Origin of the sequence: Hoeflea sp. YIM 152468, from assembly GCF_029210485.1 — a bacterium.
Lineage (GTDB): Bacteria > Pseudomonadota > Alphaproteobacteria > Rhizobiales > Rhizobiaceae > Hoeflea.
In genome coordinates this window covers 35,913-50,579 of the sequence record NZ_JARGET010000013.1, presented here as the reverse complement: position 1 = coordinate 50,579, position 14,667 = coordinate 35,913, and the positions used below count along the sequence as shown (strand labels likewise).

Here is a 14,667-nt window from a genome sequence, read left to right as displayed (position 1 = left end):
ATTAGCGTGTGGCTCGGGCAGCATGTCTGGCCGAAGCTTCGGTCCGGGTTACACCATCAGCGGTCAGTCGAAAACCTGCCAGCCGGGAAAATCACTGCAAGCTGGCTGCCACGGGCAGCTTGTCACCCGAATCGGCCCGCAATCCGCTTGAGGTCCTGGCTCCGCTCCAATTGCGCAGCCGCGCGATGGAATATTTCGCATACTCCACGAACAGCGTGCGCAAGGCCACTGGGTCCGTGATCCAGGTGTCTGTCTTCAGGTCGGCGTGGGTGACGGGATAGGCCAGGAAGGTGACGTCAGGGCTTGCCTGGGAGAGCTCCAACAGGCTGCGCGGCATGTGATAATTGTTGGTGACCACGAGAATCCGGCTGTAGCCACGCTGGCGGATCCAGCCAGCGGTCTCGTTGGCGTTGCCAATGGTATCAAGCGCCTCGTAACCAATGTCGACGCAGCAGTCGAACGTCGCCGGCTTGGTGCCGGTGGCGCGGCGCAGGGCAGCGCCCGTGGTTGACGGGTTGACGCCGGAAATCAGCAATCTTTGACCGACGCCCTGTTCGAGCAAGGCCAAGGCCTGATCGATCCTTTGATAGCCACCGGTCAGGGCAACAATTGCATCGACCTGCGCCGGAGCGCCTGCGGGTTTCAACTCGGCAATCGTGTCGGTGAAACGGAAGAAACCCATTATCACCAAGGTAATGCCGGCGATGGCCGTGATCGTGACAATGCGCAGCCCATGATGACCCACCCGCCGAAGGCGATCCATCGCATCGGTCTTGGCGGCCGCTTGTGTCGCCGGTTCAGGCAGTGCTGTTTCCACACTCATGCTTTATGACTACCCCGAGATTCCGGCAAGGACCAGTCGGATTTGCGGCTAAATCCGGGCAAGTCAACTGATTTCTGCCAAAGACGGGTCGGCGCGCTGGCGATCGATCTCACGGATGGTGCGCGTGACAGTCAGGCGCGTGGTGACCGCCGTCATCGCCGATATCAGGATGATGATGCCAACAATGCCGACATAGCCGGCGCTGCTCAAGGTGAAGCGCCCGAACAGAGCCGTCGCCTGGTCATTGAGAGCCGTCGCCATGGTGCTGGATTGCCATGCACCAAGCAGCAAGAAACCAAGAGCAGCGACACCACCTCCAAAAGCTGCGCCCTTGAGCCCAATCAACAAGAACCGTTTCTGAAACTCGGACGCGATAAAACGCGTCTCTGCGCCGACAAAATGCAGAACTTCGACAATATGGCGATTGCCGTCCATGGCTCCGCGGGTTGCAAACACCACGGTCAGCATGGTGGTCGCGAACATCAAGGCCAGAATTCCCACTCCGATGAGCACCGTGATCCGGGCCATGGAAATCAAGCGGCTGGCCCAGGCGCGATGATCGTCGAGCGAGGCTGACGGGACTGCATCGGCGAGAGTCTGACGAATGGCAGCAAAATCCGGCGGCGCAGATTCATCAATCGTGACGATGACCAGACGCGGTACGGGAAGCTCATCGATGTCAAAACCTTCTCCGAGCCATGGTTCGAGCAGTCTGGCGGTGGCGGCGCGATCAACGATCTGTGCTGAGAGGGTGCCGGGAAAGGACAGCGCGATGGTTCTGACTTCGCTCAGCGCCGCCTCCATGTCGAGACCGTCGTCAGGTTTGATCTGGATGGTGATCTCGCGGGAGATATCGCCCTGCCACGCCTCGGCCTTCTCCTGCACCATGGTTACCGCACCGAGTGTCATGGCGCACAAAAACGACATGATAGAGATCACCACCATCAGTGCGTGGCCCGAAACATTGACCGGCGGCACGATCGGCGCCATCGGGCGCAGAGTGATCAAGCGCTCTCTTTTCTGGCTGTCGCTGGTGCTGGCGGCCGGATCAGTCATAGATGTCGAGCCGTCCGTCGGTAAGGATCATCCTGCGTGCGTTGACCCGGTCCATCAAGCTCAGATCATGGGTGGCAATGACCACTGCAGTTCCAAGCCGGTTGAGTTCGGTAAACAGGTTGAGCAGCCGCTGCGCCATCGGCGGGTCGACATTGCCGGTCGGTTCGTCGGCGAGCAGTATTTCGGGCTGGTCGATCAGGGCTCGAGCGATGGCGACACGCTGTTTCTCACCGCCGGACAAGACCGGCGGCAGCACGTTGATGCGCTCTCCCAGTCCGACCCATTTGAGCAATTCGATGACATCCGAGCGGTAAGTCGATTCGTCCTTGCCGCGTACCCGCAGTGGCAGGGCCACGTTTTCATACGTCGTCATGTGGTCGAGAAGCCGGAAATCCTGGAATACAATGCCGATCCGCCGCCGCAAGAGCGGCAAATCCTCGCCGGGAATGACGGAGATGTCGCGATCGAACATGCGAATCAGGCCGCGGGTCGGTTTGAGCGACATGAACAGCAGCCGCATGAGCGTGGTCTTGCCCGCGCCTGACGGACCCGTGAGGAACTGGAAGGATCTCTTGGGAATGTCGAATGTCAGGTCACGCAGGACCTCAGGCCCCATTCCGTAGCGTAAACCGACATTTTCGAAATGGATCAACGGTCAATTCCTGTCCCGGAGGTCATTCTGCGCAGCGATCGGGCTGCACAGTCGCCGGGTATGGTTAATGCGGAGTTAAGATATTTGCCAAACCGGCTGGCCGAAGCGCCCTGTTCGCCAAGCGTTAACCATTTGCATTTACGGATCGGTAACGGATGTTTCAATGCCTCATGCGTGGCAGAGGTGGAAAAGGGGTGGCTGATGGGCGTTTCAAATCGTGCGACACACACGATCGTGCCGGGTCATGACGATCTTTTGCTGCCCGGTCGCGGACGCAAGCCGCGCGCAACCCGTGTCCGGGATGTGGAGGATGCCTGCTTCGAATCCGTTAGCGGGCCCCGGGATGTGTTTTCGAGGAAGCCGCGCGTTGCCGGGACGAGCGGCGTTTACAAATCGCGAATCATCCAAATCGATGGCTCCGGACCTGTTCCTCGGGATTTTGCCGGATTGGATTATGGTTTGCGCCAGGCCTCGCGCACTGAACGGCTCGGCGTTTTCGGTGGTGATGCAGCCGCCGGTGTAGCCGGAAGGTCCCGATCGTCTGTGTCGCTGCCAGCCTTGACCCTTGCAGTGTTCGCGGTGACGGCAGCCGCAGTCTGGATGGCGGGCGGCGCTGCATCGGTGTCGCCGCCCCGGGCCAGCCCGCAGGTATCACCCGCAAGCCTGTCTGCCGCAGCGACGGTTGCGGTCACCGACCGAGCGGCGCTGGTGCCGGACCCGATGGTGACAGCCTCGATTGCGGCAAGACCGACCGAGGCTGTACAGGAAGGCTTTACAACTGCCGCGCCCCGCCCGGCGCGAATCGAGCGGGCCGGATCGATCCTGATGATCCGCCCGGCCGGGAATTAGACACTTCGAGCCGACAGGCCAGGATCAAATGGCTTTCATTTGACGGCGAAGGGCACTAGGAGTGGTCGGAAACTCTTGACCGAACCTCCTGGAGAGCGTGAATGCCGGTTGTGCGCGGAAAAATCATCGAGCCCCTTTTCACGCCGGACGTGATTGCAGCCCGCAATCGCGCCATGGCAACGGAAATCGCCAACAATCCGAAGACCGATCTTCTGGTGATTTCCATCCTCAAGGGGTCGTTCATTTTTGCCGCCGATCTGATCCGTGCCCTGCATGATGCGGGGCTCGCACCGGAGGTCGAATTCATCACCCTGTCGAGCTATGGCCGGGGCACCACGAGCCAGGGCGTCAAGATCATCAAGGATATCGACAGCGATGTGCGCGGCCGCGACGTGTTGCTGATCGACGATATTCTCGAATCTGGCCGGACACTGAGATTTGCCCGTGATCTGATGTATGAGCGCGGCGCCAAGGATGTCGAGATTGCGGTGCTTCTGGACAAACACTCCCGTCGTGAGGGCACACTCGACGCGAATTATGTCGGATTTGAATGTCCTGACTATTTCGTCGTCGGCTATGGCATGGACGTGGCCTATGCGTTCCGGGAATTGCCGTTTGTCGGTGTGGTCAAGGGCGACGCCTGACCGGGATATCGGCTTGATGCTGCGGTGAAGTTGGACGATGTTCATTCCACGGCAAGGTTTACACCTTACACCGAACTGCATTGACTGCGCAGCTGTGCGTCCCATGTAGGAAGCAGCTGCTGCAATATTCGAAGTCTGCACAGAGGCTCGCTTTCCACCGAGAACGCAAAAGCGGCCGAGTGTGAGGGAGTGAACAATGGCGAAAATCCTGATTGCCGAAGACGAAGATTCACTGCGCCGTTTTGTTGCTCGTGCGCTGAATATGGATGGACATGAAACCGTCGAGACTGGCGACGGCGCCGAGGCGCTGGAGCGTTTGCAGGCCGAATCCTTTGATCTGCTGCTTTCCGATATCCGAATGCCGGTTATGGATGGCATCGCACTCGCGACAGCGTCGGCCGACCTGACGCCTGCCATGCCCATCCTGCTGATGACAGGCTATGCCGAGCAACGCGAACGGGCCGAACCGCTGATGCAGATTGTTGTCGATGTGGTGCCAAAGCCGTTCACCCTGCCGCAGATCCGCCAGGCTGTTGCCGACGCTCTGGTGGCGCGCGCGGCCTGATCGCACCGCCTGATCCAGGGTTCGAAGCCTTATTTCAGGTCGAGCAAGCGTTCCAGATAGCGTTTTTCCACATCCGGGGACAATTGATCGCCAAGGCGCTTGCGGATGGCGTCGAGTATTTCGCGCGCACGCTGTATGTCGATCTCGTCGGGAACCTTGACCCGGCTGCCGAAATCCGGCCCGCGGGTGGAGCGTGGCCGGCCCAGCGGGTCACGATCATCAGCGGAGCGATTGCCAGTGCGGTCGGGCCCCTGGCCTTCAGCTTCGCCCTGTTGGTCACCCATGGCCTGCATCATCTGGTTCATCATGTCTTCGGCGCCCTGGCGCAAGGCCTGCAGCGCACGGCCCTGCTCACTGAGCGCCTGACCTGTCTCACCCTGCTGGAGGCTTCCCGCCGCATCACCCATGGCTTCTCCGGCCTCGCCAAACCCGGGTGAGGGCTGGATGCCGAGGTCCTCAAGGTCGCTCTGCAACTGGCCGAGCGCATCGCGAAGCTGTTGCTGACTGCGGCCGAGGGCGCCAAGCATGTCCTCAAGTGATTGATCTCCCTGCCCCTGTTGTCCCTGATCCTGACCTTGACCGGGTTGCTGCTCTCCCTGTTGCTGACGGTCGCGGCCTTCGCCCGACTGGCTCTGGCGTTCGCGGTCGGCACGCATGGTCTCATCCATGAGTTGCTGCTGCTGCCGCATCAATTCGCCAAGCTTGTCCATCTGCTGGCGCATCGGGCCGCCCTGCTGCTGCTGGCGCTGCTGCCTGCCGGCCTGAAGATTGTTCATCATGCGCTGCAGTTCCTGCAACATCTGCTGGGCCTGATCCCGCGCGCCCGACCGGGCCAGGGTCTCGATCTGGTCCAGCATGTTGTCGAGATCACGCTGGCGCAGCATGTTGTCCGGCATGGACTGCTGGTTGCCGCTGTTCGGATTCTGCCGCGCCAGTTCCCGCATATAGTCCTGCATGGCTTCGCGCAGATCATCCATCAACTGGCTGATCTGTTCGTCGGAGGCGCCATTTTCAAGGGCTTCGGCAAGCGCGTTCTGCGCATCGCGCAAGCGCCGCTCGGCCAGCGACAGGTTGCCGTCCTCAAGTTGCAGCGCGACGCCCCACATGTAGTCGATGGCGGCGCGCAGATCCTCGTCGGAATGGGTGTATTCAAGCCTGGCCCTGACCGACTGCAACAACAGATAGTGGGTGAGATTGGGAATGGTCTCTTCGGGCGCGACCGTCAGCGCGGCGTGAAGATCGAAAACCCGATTGAGATTATTGGCGTCCAGCGCCAGCACACCGCGCTGCTCGACCACCGCTGCGGCCAGGGGTTCAGAAAATCTCCGCCCGGGAAGCACCGTCTCCAGCGTTTCGCTGCGGCCTTGTTGGCCGGCCCCATCGGTGGCCACCAGCGTGATGCGGACTTTCTGACCTGCCAACGGATGCTCGGTCAGGTCATGACTGGCGACGGCCCGATTGTCCTGGGCGGAACGCCGCGGCAGGCTGAGCCGGTATTTCGGAGGATCGTAGAGCGGCCGGGCATTGGGCGCCGGGTCGGCAGCGGGGACAATTTCAGCCTCGGCTTTGGCAATGCCGTGATCATCGGAGAGCGTGTAATCCAGCTCCAAAGCACCATTGACAGCGCGCCGTGGCGATTCGACAAAGGCCGCCAAAGGCGGCTCGTCGGCGATCAGGCGAATGGCGAACACCGCTTCCGAGCTTCCGGCTGTGATGTTCAGTTCGCCGTCCGTTCCGGGCTTGAATGTCCAGGTTGTGGCCCCGGAAGGTGCTGCATCGCCAATGGCTGCGACATCGGTTGGGTCGATCGCTACAAGTGATGGCGTGTCGGGCCCCCATTTCACGTCGGCTTGCGTTGCGCTGCCGCCGACGCGAACGGTGATCTCGCTGCCTTCGATGGCGTCAACAGCTTCGCCTGGGGTCCGGTCGGCACCGGTGAGGAAAACCGGGGCCTGGCGGACATAGGGTGGCGGGGTGATCCAGGCGTCGATGCGGATATCGGGCAATTGACTGCCGGCATGGCTGACGAAGGCATCGCCGGGCCTGCCGGCATTGCCGGAGAAAGAATAGCCAAAGGCTACAAACAGCAGCAGGGCGATGGCGACGCGGATGCCCCAAGGATCACGCCGGGGCAGGGTTGAGCGCGGAAGTCCGGTTTGCAGCGTTCCGATCTTCCCGGCCATACGGCGGCGGTGTTCGTTCCACAGAGCGCGGGCGAAGGGGTCGCTTGCCTCCAGCGTGTCGTCCTGCGTGGCAATGGCCTGGTTGGCAATATGATTGTCTGTTTCGAGCCTGGTCACGATCTCGGCGCGTGTGGGCGAACGGAAACGGGTGAGCGGCCAGAGCGACGCCAGCAAGCCAAGGCCGAACAGACCAAGCAGCACCAGGCGCAGCCAATCCGGAACACTCCGAAAGACGCCGAACCAGGAAAGGCTGAAATAGAGTGCCAGCACACCCAGCAATGGAGCCGCCAGTGTCAGGAGGCGTCCGAGCGACAGATTGACCCGCATCCGCAAGCGGCCAGACGTGACGGCGCGACGTGCGGCATCGCCCCGACCATCGGGAGCCGGGTCGGAAGCCATCGGTGTCTTGCCGTCGGGATTACCTGCCATCTTGTTTTCCTTCAGCGCCAGAAACCAAGATAGCAGTCTTTGCGGCCAAGGCGAGGCCTGTGACGGAAAAGTGAAACCGTTTTGCGCCGGCCTGACACACAATCAGGGGCCGGCAAGCGTGGTGCGGATGTTCAGTCGAGCCAGGCAGGCAGCGAGTCCATGCCAATCAGGTCATCATAGGACGGACGCGGCCGGACGACGTGGAACTGATCGCCATGCACCAGCACTTCGGGTATCAGCAGCCTGGAATTGTAGGTGCCTGCCTGCACGGCGCCATAGGCTCCGGTGGTGGCCACAGCGATCAGGTCTGCCGCCTTGAGCGCCGACATCTCGCGGTCCTTGGCGAGATAATCGCCGCTCTCGCAGACCGGACCGACAATATCGGCGCGGATTCGCGGTGCGCTGGCAGCGGACAGTTTCACCGGCCGGATTTCGTGCCAGGCTTCATACAGTGTCGGCCGGATCAGATCGTTCATGGCGGCGTCAACGATGACGAAGGTCTTGTCGCCGCCATCCTTGATGTAGATGACTTCGGAAACCAGAACCCCGGCATTGGCAACGATCAGGCGGCCGGGTTCGAGAATGACCTTGCAGCCGAGATCGCGAAGGTGCCCCTTGACCATTGCGGCATAGGCGTCGGGACCGGGAGGTGTTGCATTGTCGTCGCGATAGGGCACGCCGAGGCCGCCGCCGATATCGAAATGCTCGATGATGTGACCTTCGGCGCGCAGTTGGCCGATCAGTTCGACCATCAGCTTGAGTGCATCATCAAAGGGCTTGAGATCGGTGATCTGGCTGCCGATGTGCATGTCGATACCGGTGACGCGGACGCCCGGAAGGCTTGCCGCATGGCGGTACACTGCCGGTGCGCGTTGCCAGGAAATGCCGAACTTGTCTTCCTTCTTGCCGGTTGAAATCTTGGCGTGGGTCTTGGCGTCGACATCGGGGTTGATGCGAAAGGACACGGGCGCAACCTTGCCCATGGCAAGCGCCCGGGCGTTGAGCAGCTCGAGCTCGGGTTCGGATTCGACGTTGAAACAGTAGATCTCGGCTGCCAGGGCGGCGTCCATCTCGCGTGCGGTCTTGCCCACGCCGGAGAACACGATCCGCGAGGCTGGAATGCCGGCCGCAAGCGCGCGCAGCAACTCGCCTTCGGAGACGACATCGACGCCTGATCCCAGTTGCGCCAACGTCTTGAGCACCGCCTGATTGGAATTGGCCTTCATGGCGTAACAGACCATCGAATCGATGTCGGCGAACGCGTCGGCAAAGACCTTGTAGTGCCGGCTCAGCGTGGCGGTCGAATAACAATAGAACGGGGTGCCGACTTCGGCGGCAATTTGAGGCAGGCTGACGCCCTCGGCGTGAAGAACGCCATCACGATAGTCAAAATGGTTCATTGGGTGCGCCTATTCGAGAAGACCATCGAGGATGAACCGCCGTTCCGGGGCCACCGGCTCATTCGGCTCTTCGGCGCCTGGCGCTGCCGGCATCGGTGTCACGCCCGGGCGTTCCAGCGGACCCTTGCGGCCGCATCCTGTCAGGACCACGCCCAGCAGAGCCATTGCGCATATCGTTTTGATCCACGGGCCGGTCGTCATTCGCTCTTCCTCAAAATAACCTGCGTTTGCAAACGCGGGACCTACATACAATTTTTCGGCACGATGTGCACCCGCTTTGTCGGTTGCCTCAAGCCTTGAAGCCGGCTGCTAGATCCGCGCCCGCCACCAGGCAACCTGCTTGCGGACCTGTGACGGGGCGGTTCCGCCAAAGCTCTGGCGGCTGGCGACGGAGGCCTCGACGGTCAATACATCGAAGATTCCCTCGGTGATTGCCGGGTTGATGGCCTGCAGCTGTTGCAACGACAACTCTGCCAGTTCGCAGCCCTTTTCCTCCGCCATGGCGACGGCATGTCCGGTGGCGTGGTGGGCGTCGCGGAACGGCAGTCCGGCCTCGCGCACCAGCCAATCGGCAAGATCGGTAGCGGTGGAATAGCCCGATCCGGCGGCCTGGCGCATCTGATCGGCGCGGATTTCCATGTCGCTGATCATGCCGGTCATTGCCGCAATCGACAATTCCAGGCTCTCGGCTGCGTCAAAGACCTGTTCCTTGTCTTCCTGCATGTCCTTGGAATAGGCCAGCGGCAGTCCCTTCATGATGGTCAGAAGTGCTACCAGCGACCCGTTGATGCGGCCGGTCTTGGCGCGAACCAGTTCCGCCGCATCGGGGTTTTTCTTCTGCGGCATGATCGAGGAGCCGGTGGAGAAGGCGTCCGAGAGCCTGACAAAACCGAATTGCGGCGTCGACCAGATGACGATTTCCTCGGCCAGGCGTGAGAGGTGAACCGCGCAGATTGCGGCGAGCGACAGGAATTCAAGCGCGAAATCGCGATCGGACACCGTGTCGATCGAGTTGCGGGTGGGTTCGCGGAAGCCGAGCGCCTTCGCGGTCATGTCCCGATCGATCGGAAAGCCGGTGCCGGCAAGAGCTGCGGCGCCGATCGGGCTTTCATCCATGTGCTCGATGGCATGGCGTACCCGTTGGCGGTCGCGGCCGAACATCTCGACATAGGCCATGCAGTGGTGGCCGAAGGTGACGGGCTGCGCCGATTGCAGATGGGTGAAGCCCGGCATGACCGTGTCGGCGTGCAGCTCTGCCTTGTCGAGAAACGCTGAAATCAGCCGCGTGAGGGCTGCTTCGGTGCGGCCGAGCTCTTCCTTGACCCAGAGGCGGAAATCCAGCGCCACCTGGTCATTGCGGGAGCGGGCGGTGTGCAGCCGTCCGGCAGTTGGTCCGATCAGTTCAGCCAGCCGCGATTCGATATTCATGTGAATGTCTTCAAGCTGGCGCGAGAAAACAAACCTGCCGTCTTCGATTTCTGACAGAATCGTGTGCAGTCCGTGAGTGATCTTGTCGCAATCGTCGCTCGAAATTATGCCAGTCTTGGCAAGCATCGCCGCATGTGCGAGGGATCCGCGAATGTCCTGGGCATAGAGCTTGCGGTCGAAATCGATACTGGCGTTGATTTCCTCCATGATGGCATCCGGCCCGGACGCAAATCGGCCACCCCACATCTGGTTTGACGCCTGTTTGTCCTTATCTATCGACATGAGCCTGCCTTGGAGTTTGTCATGAGCCAATCGCCTAATCGCCTGTCCATCGTTGCCCTCGTCGCAATCGCAATTGCCCTGGGCGTCGTGGTGGGGGCAGCCGGGATATACTTGAAAGCATTGCCCTCTGGCAATGCGCCGCTGACTGAAAGTGTCGCTTCCACCGCACAAGCCGAATGCACGGCCGATCCGGAAATTCTCGCCAGGCTCAAACCGCTGGCAAAAGGCGAGGTGGCTGCCATGGCGATACGTGAGGCGCCGGTTGTGCTGCCCGACATGAATTTTGTCTCCGAGGAGGGGGACGAAAGCCGCATTGCCGATTTTGCCGGACAGGCCCTTCTGGTCAATCTCTGGGCCACATGGTGCGCGCCGTGCCGAGCTGAAATGCCGGCCTTGTCGGAGCTGCAGACGGAACTGGGCGATGATGCCTTCAAGGTGCTGGCGATCAACATCGACACGGGCGATGCCGCCAAGCCGAAAGCATTTCTAGACGAGATCGGGGTTGCCAATCTGGGTCTTTACCGGGATGCCAGCATGGGCGTTTTCAACACGCTGAAGAAGGAAAGTCTGGCTTTTGGGCTGCCGGTCACGCTGATAATAGGCAAGGACGGCTGCCTGCTCGGGGCCATGAATGGACCGGCGGAATGGGCCAGCGACGATGCCAAGGCGCTCGTAGCCGCCCTCAAGGCAGGCTGAGATCAGATGGGGCGCGGCTCGGAATGTCCCGCGGCCGCGCCCAAATCCGCATTGATTTTCCAGGATTCAGTCGAAGGCACAGCCCGGTTTCACACCGAACTTCTTGAAGAGCATGGCCGCGGGGCAAAACCCCGTGAAGGAAGACTGAATCATGTTCAGGCTGACGAAAACCGTCAGCAGATGCCAGTAGGGCGATACGAAATAACCAAGCGCCACAGAGAGCAGAACCATAACTCCTGCGAACGCCAGAATTGTGCGATCGAGTGCCATATCCAAATCCTTTGCTGTATCTCGGGCCCAGCCCGCGCCGCCGGACCTCCGGAGGTTTCACTTGGACTGACATATAGCATTTATAGATTGTATATTCAATATGTTTTATGTAAATGGCCTGACCGGATCTCGGCCGGTCAGTAGCGGCCCCCGGCGGGTTTCGCTTTTCAGCCGCCGATCCGGTTTCGCATATCGGGCTTTCGCCTGATATGCAGGGTCTTGGTGATGCGGGCGACGGGATCACCATCGGTGTTGACGATATCAACCGGGAACGTCCGGAGATACCTGGCGCCGTCTTCGACGGTGTTGGCGCGAATTTCGTCGAGCATGGCGTCAGTAAGCCGGAAACTCGCAGACACCGTGCCGCGTCCGGGGCGGAGGAACTCAATTGCGGCAGATTTGTCCCAGACCGTGTAGCTGCGGTCGAGATTGCGCATCACCATCAACATCCAGAACGGGTCAGTCATGGCAAACAACGAGCCCCCGAAATGGCAGCCGACATAGTTCTTGTTGTAGAATCGTTCACGCAGATCGACATCGACGGCGCGGAAATCATCGCTGATATGGCGGACCCGGATGCCGGCGCACAGCAAAGGTGGCCACAGGTTCATCCCGCGGCGGAGGGCTTTGGCTTTCATCTGAGTTCTTACCGGGTGGGGACCGGCGTGTCGCCGCGGTAATCATAAAATCCGCGACCAGACTTGCGTCCGAGCCAGCCGGCTTCCACGTACTTCACCAGCAGTGGGCAGGGCCGGTACTTCGAATCTGACAGCCCGTCGTGGAGGACCTGCATGATCGACAGACAGGTGTCGAGCCCGATAAAATCGGCCAGCTGCAGTGGGCCCATCGGATGATTGGCGCCGAGCTTCATGGCGGTGTCTATGGCTTCCACGGATCCGACGCCCTCATAGAGCGTATAGATCGCCTCGTTGATCATCGGCAGCAGGATGCGGTTGACGATGAAGGCAGGAAAATCCTCCGCGACGGTAATGGTCTTGTCGAGCGTATCTATGAAGCCGCGTGCGGATTTGAAGGTGGTTTCTTCGGTGGCGATGCCGCGCACCAGTTCGACCAGTTTCATCACCGGCACCGGGTTCATGAAATGGATGCCGATGAAGCGTTCCGGCCGGTCGGTTGCCGAGGCAAGGCGGGTGATCGACAGGGACGACGTGTTGGTGGCGAGGATCGCCTCGGGATTGAGCACTGGGCAGAGCTGCTGGTAGATCTTGCGCTTGACCGTTTCATCCTCGGTGGCGGCCTCTATGACGAGATCCATCGCCGCGAGATCTGCAATGTCGGGTGCGAGGCGGATTCTGGCGAGGGTGGCTTCGCGGTCGGCCTCTGTCGTCTTTCCGGACGAGACCTGCCGGGCAAGATTGCCGCTGATGGTGGCGAGCATGTCCTGAAGCGTATCTGCGGAAGTGTCGTGCACGTGCACATCATAACCTGCCATGGCGCAAACATGGGCGATCCCGCTGCCCATCTGGCCCGCGCCGATAATGCCGACACTCTTGATCTGATTGCCCATTTGTTCCGCCTGACTGATGTTAGGATGCTGCCGGAAGCGCAGAACCATTTGCGTCCGGGCTAGGAACCTAAATGGCCGGGATGGAGACGTCCAGCCCGGCCATTGATCTTGTCGATGATTTTCTTCGATCAGAGCGCCTTTTCGAGCTCCGGCAGAGCTTCGAACAAATCAGCGACCAGACCGTAATCAGCGACCTGGAAAATCGGAGCTTCCTCGTCCTTGTTTATGGCGACGATGACCTTGGAATCCTTCATCCCGGCCAGATGCTGGATCGCGCCCGATATGCCGCAGGCAATATAAAGATCGGGAGCCACGACCTTGCCGGTCTGACCGACTTGCCAGTCATTGGGGGCGAAGCCAGCGTCGACGGCTGCGCGGGATGCGCCGACGGCGGCGCCCAGCTTGTCGGCCACAGGCAGAATCACGCTCTGGAACTTCTCCGAAGATCCAAGCGCGCGGCCACCGGAGATGATGATCTTGGCCGACGTCAGTTCCGGGCGGTCGCTTTCGGCGATCGCATCCTTGACAAAGGATGACAGCCCGGGATCACCGGCTGCGTCAACGCTCTCAACCGATGCTGAACCTCCTTCGCCGGCAGCGGAGAAGCTGGCGGTGCGCACGGTGATGACCCGCTTGGCGTCCGTCGACTTGACCGTCTGCAGCGCGTTGCCGGCATAGATCGGGCGCTTGAACGTGTCCGCCGACATCACCTCGATGATGTCGGAAATCTGCATGACATCAAGAAGTGCTGCAACGCGCGGCATGACGTTCTTGCCCGACGTGGTGGCAGGCGCCATCAGCGTGTCGTAATCGCCGGCAAGGGAGACAGCCAGAGCCGCCAGTGGCTCTGCCAACCGGTTGGCGTATTCCCCGCCCTCGGCCAGCAGCACCTTGGAGACACCGTCAAGCTTGGCGGCTGCATTGGCTGCAGGTTTGGCGTCCTGGCCGGCAACCAGGATGTGGATGTCGCCACCTATCTGGGATGCTGCGGTGACCGCCTTGGCGGTCTGCTCGGACAGTGAAGCGTGGTCGTGTTCGGCTATGATGAGAATGGCCATGGTATGATCTTCCTTTCCCGCGCTTACAGCACGCCTGCTTCGTTCTTGAGCTTGTCAACCAGTTCGGCCACGGAAGCCACCTTGACGCCGGCCTTGCGGCCACCTGGTTCCTCGGTCTTTATGACTTCAAGCCGCGGCGAAAGGTCGACGCCGTAATCGTCAGCGGTTTTCTTGTCGAGCGGCTTCTTCTTCGCCTTCATGATGTTGGGGAGCGAGGCATAACGCGGCTCGTTGAGGCGCAAATCGGTGGTCACAATCGCCGGCAGCTTGACCGAAATGGTCTGCAACCCGCCATCGACCTCGCGGGTGACGTCAGCGGAACCGTCGCCGATCTCGACCTTGGAGGCGAATGTGGCCTGGCTCCAGCCCAGGAGCGCCGAGAGCATCTGGCCGGTCTGGTTGGCGTCGTCATCGATTGCCTGCTTGCCCAGGATCACCAGGTCCGGGCTTTCTTCGCCGACGATGCCCTTGAGGATCTTGGCCACCGCCAATGGCTCGACCAAGGTGTCGGCCACGACCAGAATTGCCCGGTCGGCGCCCATGGCAAGTGCGGTGCGCAGGGTTTCTTCGGCCTTGGCCGGCCCGATTGAAACCGCAATGACTTCGGTCGCCTTACCGGCTTCCCTGAGCCGCAGCGCTTCCTCGATGGCGATCTCGTCAAACGGATTCATCGACATCTTTACATTGGCGAGGTCTACGCCACTGCCATCGGATTTCACTCGGATCTTGACGTTGTAGTCAACAACCCGCTTCACCGGCACCAGAATTTTCATCGGTTTGTCTTCCTCACTTTGCTAGGCCTCA

The 14,667-nt window shown here is 60.7% G+C and carries 16 protein-coding genes; 4 read left to right on the top strand and 12 right to left on the bottom strand.

What is annotated here, in order from left to right; all coding sequences use genetic code 11:
• Positions 1-91: 91 nt before the first annotated feature.
• The 3 genes from PZ897_RS07705 to ftsE all read right to left on the bottom strand — a co-directional run bounded on the left by PZ897_RS07705 (position 92) and on the right by ftsE (position 2,531).
• The gene (locus PZ897_RS07705) at positions 92-823 is read right to left on the bottom strand and encodes a YdcF family protein (protein ID WP_275751405.1); all 732 of its coding nucleotides are present in this window, start codon (positions 821-823) and stop codon (positions 92-94) included.
• 63 nt (positions 824-886) lie between these two features.
• Complete coding sequence (locus PZ897_RS07700) at positions 887-1,879, bottom strand: ABC transporter permease (protein ID WP_275751403.1); 993 nt, start codon at positions 1,877-1,879, stop codon at positions 887-889.
• A complete protein-coding gene (gene ftsE / locus PZ897_RS07695) occupies positions 1,872-2,531 on the bottom strand; it encodes a cell division ATP-binding protein FtsE (protein ID WP_275751401.1) in 660 nt (219 codons plus the stop codon). The genes PZ897_RS07700 and ftsE overlap by 8 nt, the downstream gene beginning before the upstream one ends.
• 447 nt (positions 2,532-2,978) lie before the next feature.
• On the opposite strand from ftsE, the gene PZ897_RS07690 reads away from it, so the two are divergent.
• The 3 genes from PZ897_RS07690 (at position 2,979) to PZ897_RS07680 (ending at position 4,589) form a co-directional block, all read left to right on the top strand.
• Positions 2,979-3,380, top strand: a complete 402-nt coding sequence (locus PZ897_RS07690; protein ID WP_275751399.1) for a hypothetical protein — start codon at positions 2,979-2,981, stop codon at positions 3,378-3,380.
• 101 nt (positions 3,381-3,481) lie between these two features.
• The gene (gene hpt / locus PZ897_RS07685; protein ID WP_275751397.1) at positions 3,482-4,024 is read left to right on the top strand and encodes a hypoxanthine phosphoribosyltransferase; all 543 of its coding nucleotides are present in this window, start codon (positions 3,482-3,484) and stop codon (positions 4,022-4,024) included.
• A gap of 196 nt (positions 4,025-4,220) precedes the next feature.
• Positions 4,221-4,589, top strand: a complete 369-nt coding sequence (locus PZ897_RS07680; protein ID WP_275751395.1) for a response regulator — start codon at positions 4,221-4,223, stop codon at positions 4,587-4,589.
• Between the two features lie 29 nt (positions 4,590-4,618).
• Here the strand turns inward: PZ897_RS07680 and PZ897_RS07675 are convergent, their stop codons facing one another.
• The 4 genes from PZ897_RS07675 to argH all read right to left on the bottom strand — a co-directional run bounded on the left by PZ897_RS07675 (position 4,619) and on the right by argH (position 10,311).
• Positions 4,619-7,201 (bottom strand): TIGR02302 family protein, encoded by a 2,583-nt coding sequence (locus tag PZ897_RS07675; RefSeq protein ID WP_275751394.1) that lies wholly within the window; start codon positions 7,199-7,201, stop codon positions 4,619-4,621.
• Between the two features lie 131 nt (positions 7,202-7,332).
• A complete protein-coding gene (gene lysA, locus PZ897_RS07670; RefSeq protein WP_275751392.1) occupies positions 7,333-8,601 on the bottom strand; it encodes a diaminopimelate decarboxylase in 1,269 nt (422 codons plus the stop codon).
• Positions 8,602-8,610: 9 nt separating this feature from the next.
• On the bottom strand, positions 8,611-8,802 hold the full coding sequence (locus PZ897_RS07665; protein ID WP_275751390.1) for a lipoprotein: 192 nt from the start codon (positions 8,800-8,802) through the stop codon (positions 8,611-8,613).
• Between the two features lie 108 nt (positions 8,803-8,910).
• Complete coding sequence (argH, locus tag PZ897_RS07660) at positions 8,911-10,311, bottom strand: argininosuccinate lyase (RefSeq protein ID WP_275751388.1); 1,401 nt, start codon at positions 10,309-10,311, stop codon at positions 8,911-8,913.
• Positions 10,312-10,332: 21 nt separating this feature from the next.
• Between argH and PZ897_RS07655 the strand changes: the two genes are divergently transcribed.
• The gene (locus tag PZ897_RS07655; protein WP_275751387.1) at positions 10,333-11,007 is read left to right on the top strand and encodes a TlpA disulfide reductase family protein; all 675 of its coding nucleotides are present in this window, start codon (positions 10,333-10,335) and stop codon (positions 11,005-11,007) included.
• Between the two features lie 66 nt (positions 11,008-11,073).
• Here the strand turns inward: PZ897_RS07655 and PZ897_RS07650 are convergent, their stop codons facing one another.
• From PZ897_RS07650 to PZ897_RS07630, 5 genes are all read right to left on the bottom strand, one after another.
• Positions 11,074-11,277: a DUF2892 domain-containing protein gene (locus PZ897_RS07650; RefSeq protein ID WP_275751385.1), complete on the bottom strand. Its 204-nt coding sequence runs from the start codon at positions 11,275-11,277 to the stop codon at positions 11,074-11,076.
• A 167-nt stretch (positions 11,278-11,444) separates the two neighbouring features.
• Entirely contained in the window at positions 11,445-11,915 is a 471-nt protein-coding gene (locus PZ897_RS07645; protein ID WP_275751383.1) for a DUF4442 domain-containing protein, read from the bottom strand.
• Between the two features lie 8 nt (positions 11,916-11,923).
• A complete protein-coding gene (locus PZ897_RS07640; protein ID WP_275751381.1) occupies positions 11,924-12,805 on the bottom strand; it encodes a 3-hydroxybutyryl-CoA dehydrogenase in 882 nt (293 codons plus the stop codon).
• Between the two features lie 128 nt (positions 12,806-12,933).
• Positions 12,934-13,863 carry an electron transfer flavoprotein subunit alpha/FixB family protein gene (locus tag PZ897_RS07635; RefSeq protein WP_275751380.1) on the bottom strand — a complete coding sequence of 310 codons (930 nt, stop codon included), beginning with the start codon at positions 13,861-13,863 and terminating at the stop codon, positions 12,934-12,936.
• A 23-nt stretch (positions 13,864-13,886) separates the two neighbouring features.
• Positions 13,887-14,636 (bottom strand): electron transfer flavoprotein subunit beta/FixA family protein, encoded by a 750-nt coding sequence (locus PZ897_RS07630; protein ID WP_275751379.1) that lies wholly within the window; start codon positions 14,634-14,636, stop codon positions 13,887-13,889.
• Positions 14,637-14,667: the final 31 nt, after the last annotated feature.

What these genes read in the sequence shown, in the direction of transcription:
- PZ897_RS07705 (WP_275751405.1), bottom strand. Translation starts at nt 823, where the DNA reads ATGAGTGTGGAAACAGCACTGCCTGAACCGGCGACACAAGCGGCCGCC.
- PZ897_RS07700 (WP_275751403.1), bottom strand. Translation starts at nt 1,879, where the DNA reads ATGACTGATCCGGCCGCCAGCACCAGCGACAGCCAGAAAAGAGAGCGC.
- hpt (WP_275751397.1), top strand. Translation starts at nt 3,482, where the DNA reads ATGCCGGTTGTGCGCGGAAAAATCATCGAGCCCCTTTTCACGCCGGAC.
- PZ897_RS07680 (WP_275751395.1), top strand. Translation starts at nt 4,221, where the DNA reads ATGGCGAAAATCCTGATTGCCGAAGACGAAGATTCACTGCGCCGTTTT.
- PZ897_RS07675 (WP_275751394.1), bottom strand. Translation starts at nt 7,201, where the DNA reads ATGGCAGGTAATCCCGACGGCAAGACACCGATGGCTTCCGACCCGGCT.
- lysA (WP_275751392.1), bottom strand. Translation starts at nt 8,601, where the DNA reads ATGAACCATTTTGACTATCGTGATGGCGTTCTTCACGCCGAGGGCGTC.
- PZ897_RS07665 (WP_275751390.1), bottom strand. Translation starts at nt 8,802, where the DNA reads ATGACGACCGGCCCGTGGATCAAAACGATATGCGCAATGGCTCTGCTG.
- argH (WP_275751388.1), bottom strand. Translation starts at nt 10,311, where the DNA reads ATGTCGATAGATAAGGACAAACAGGCGTCAAACCAGATGTGGGGTGGC.
- PZ897_RS07655 (WP_275751387.1), top strand. Translation starts at nt 10,333, where the DNA reads ATGAGCCAATCGCCTAATCGCCTGTCCATCGTTGCCCTCGTCGCAATC.
- PZ897_RS07650 (WP_275751385.1), bottom strand. Translation starts at nt 11,277, where the DNA reads ATGGCACTCGATCGCACAATTCTGGCGTTCGCAGGAGTTATGGTTCTG.
- PZ897_RS07645 (WP_275751383.1), bottom strand. Translation starts at nt 11,915, where the DNA reads ATGAAAGCCAAAGCCCTCCGCCGCGGGATGAACCTGTGGCCACCTTTG.
- PZ897_RS07640 (WP_275751381.1), bottom strand. Translation starts at nt 12,805, where the DNA reads ATGGGCAATCAGATCAAGAGTGTCGGCATTATCGGCGCGGGCCAGATG.
- PZ897_RS07635 (WP_275751380.1), bottom strand. Translation starts at nt 13,863, where the DNA reads ATGGCCATTCTCATCATAGCCGAACACGACCACGCTTCACTGTCCGAG.
- PZ897_RS07630 (WP_275751379.1), bottom strand. Translation starts at nt 14,636, where the DNA reads ATGAAAATTCTGGTGCCGGTGAAGCGGGTTGTTGACTACAACGTCAAG.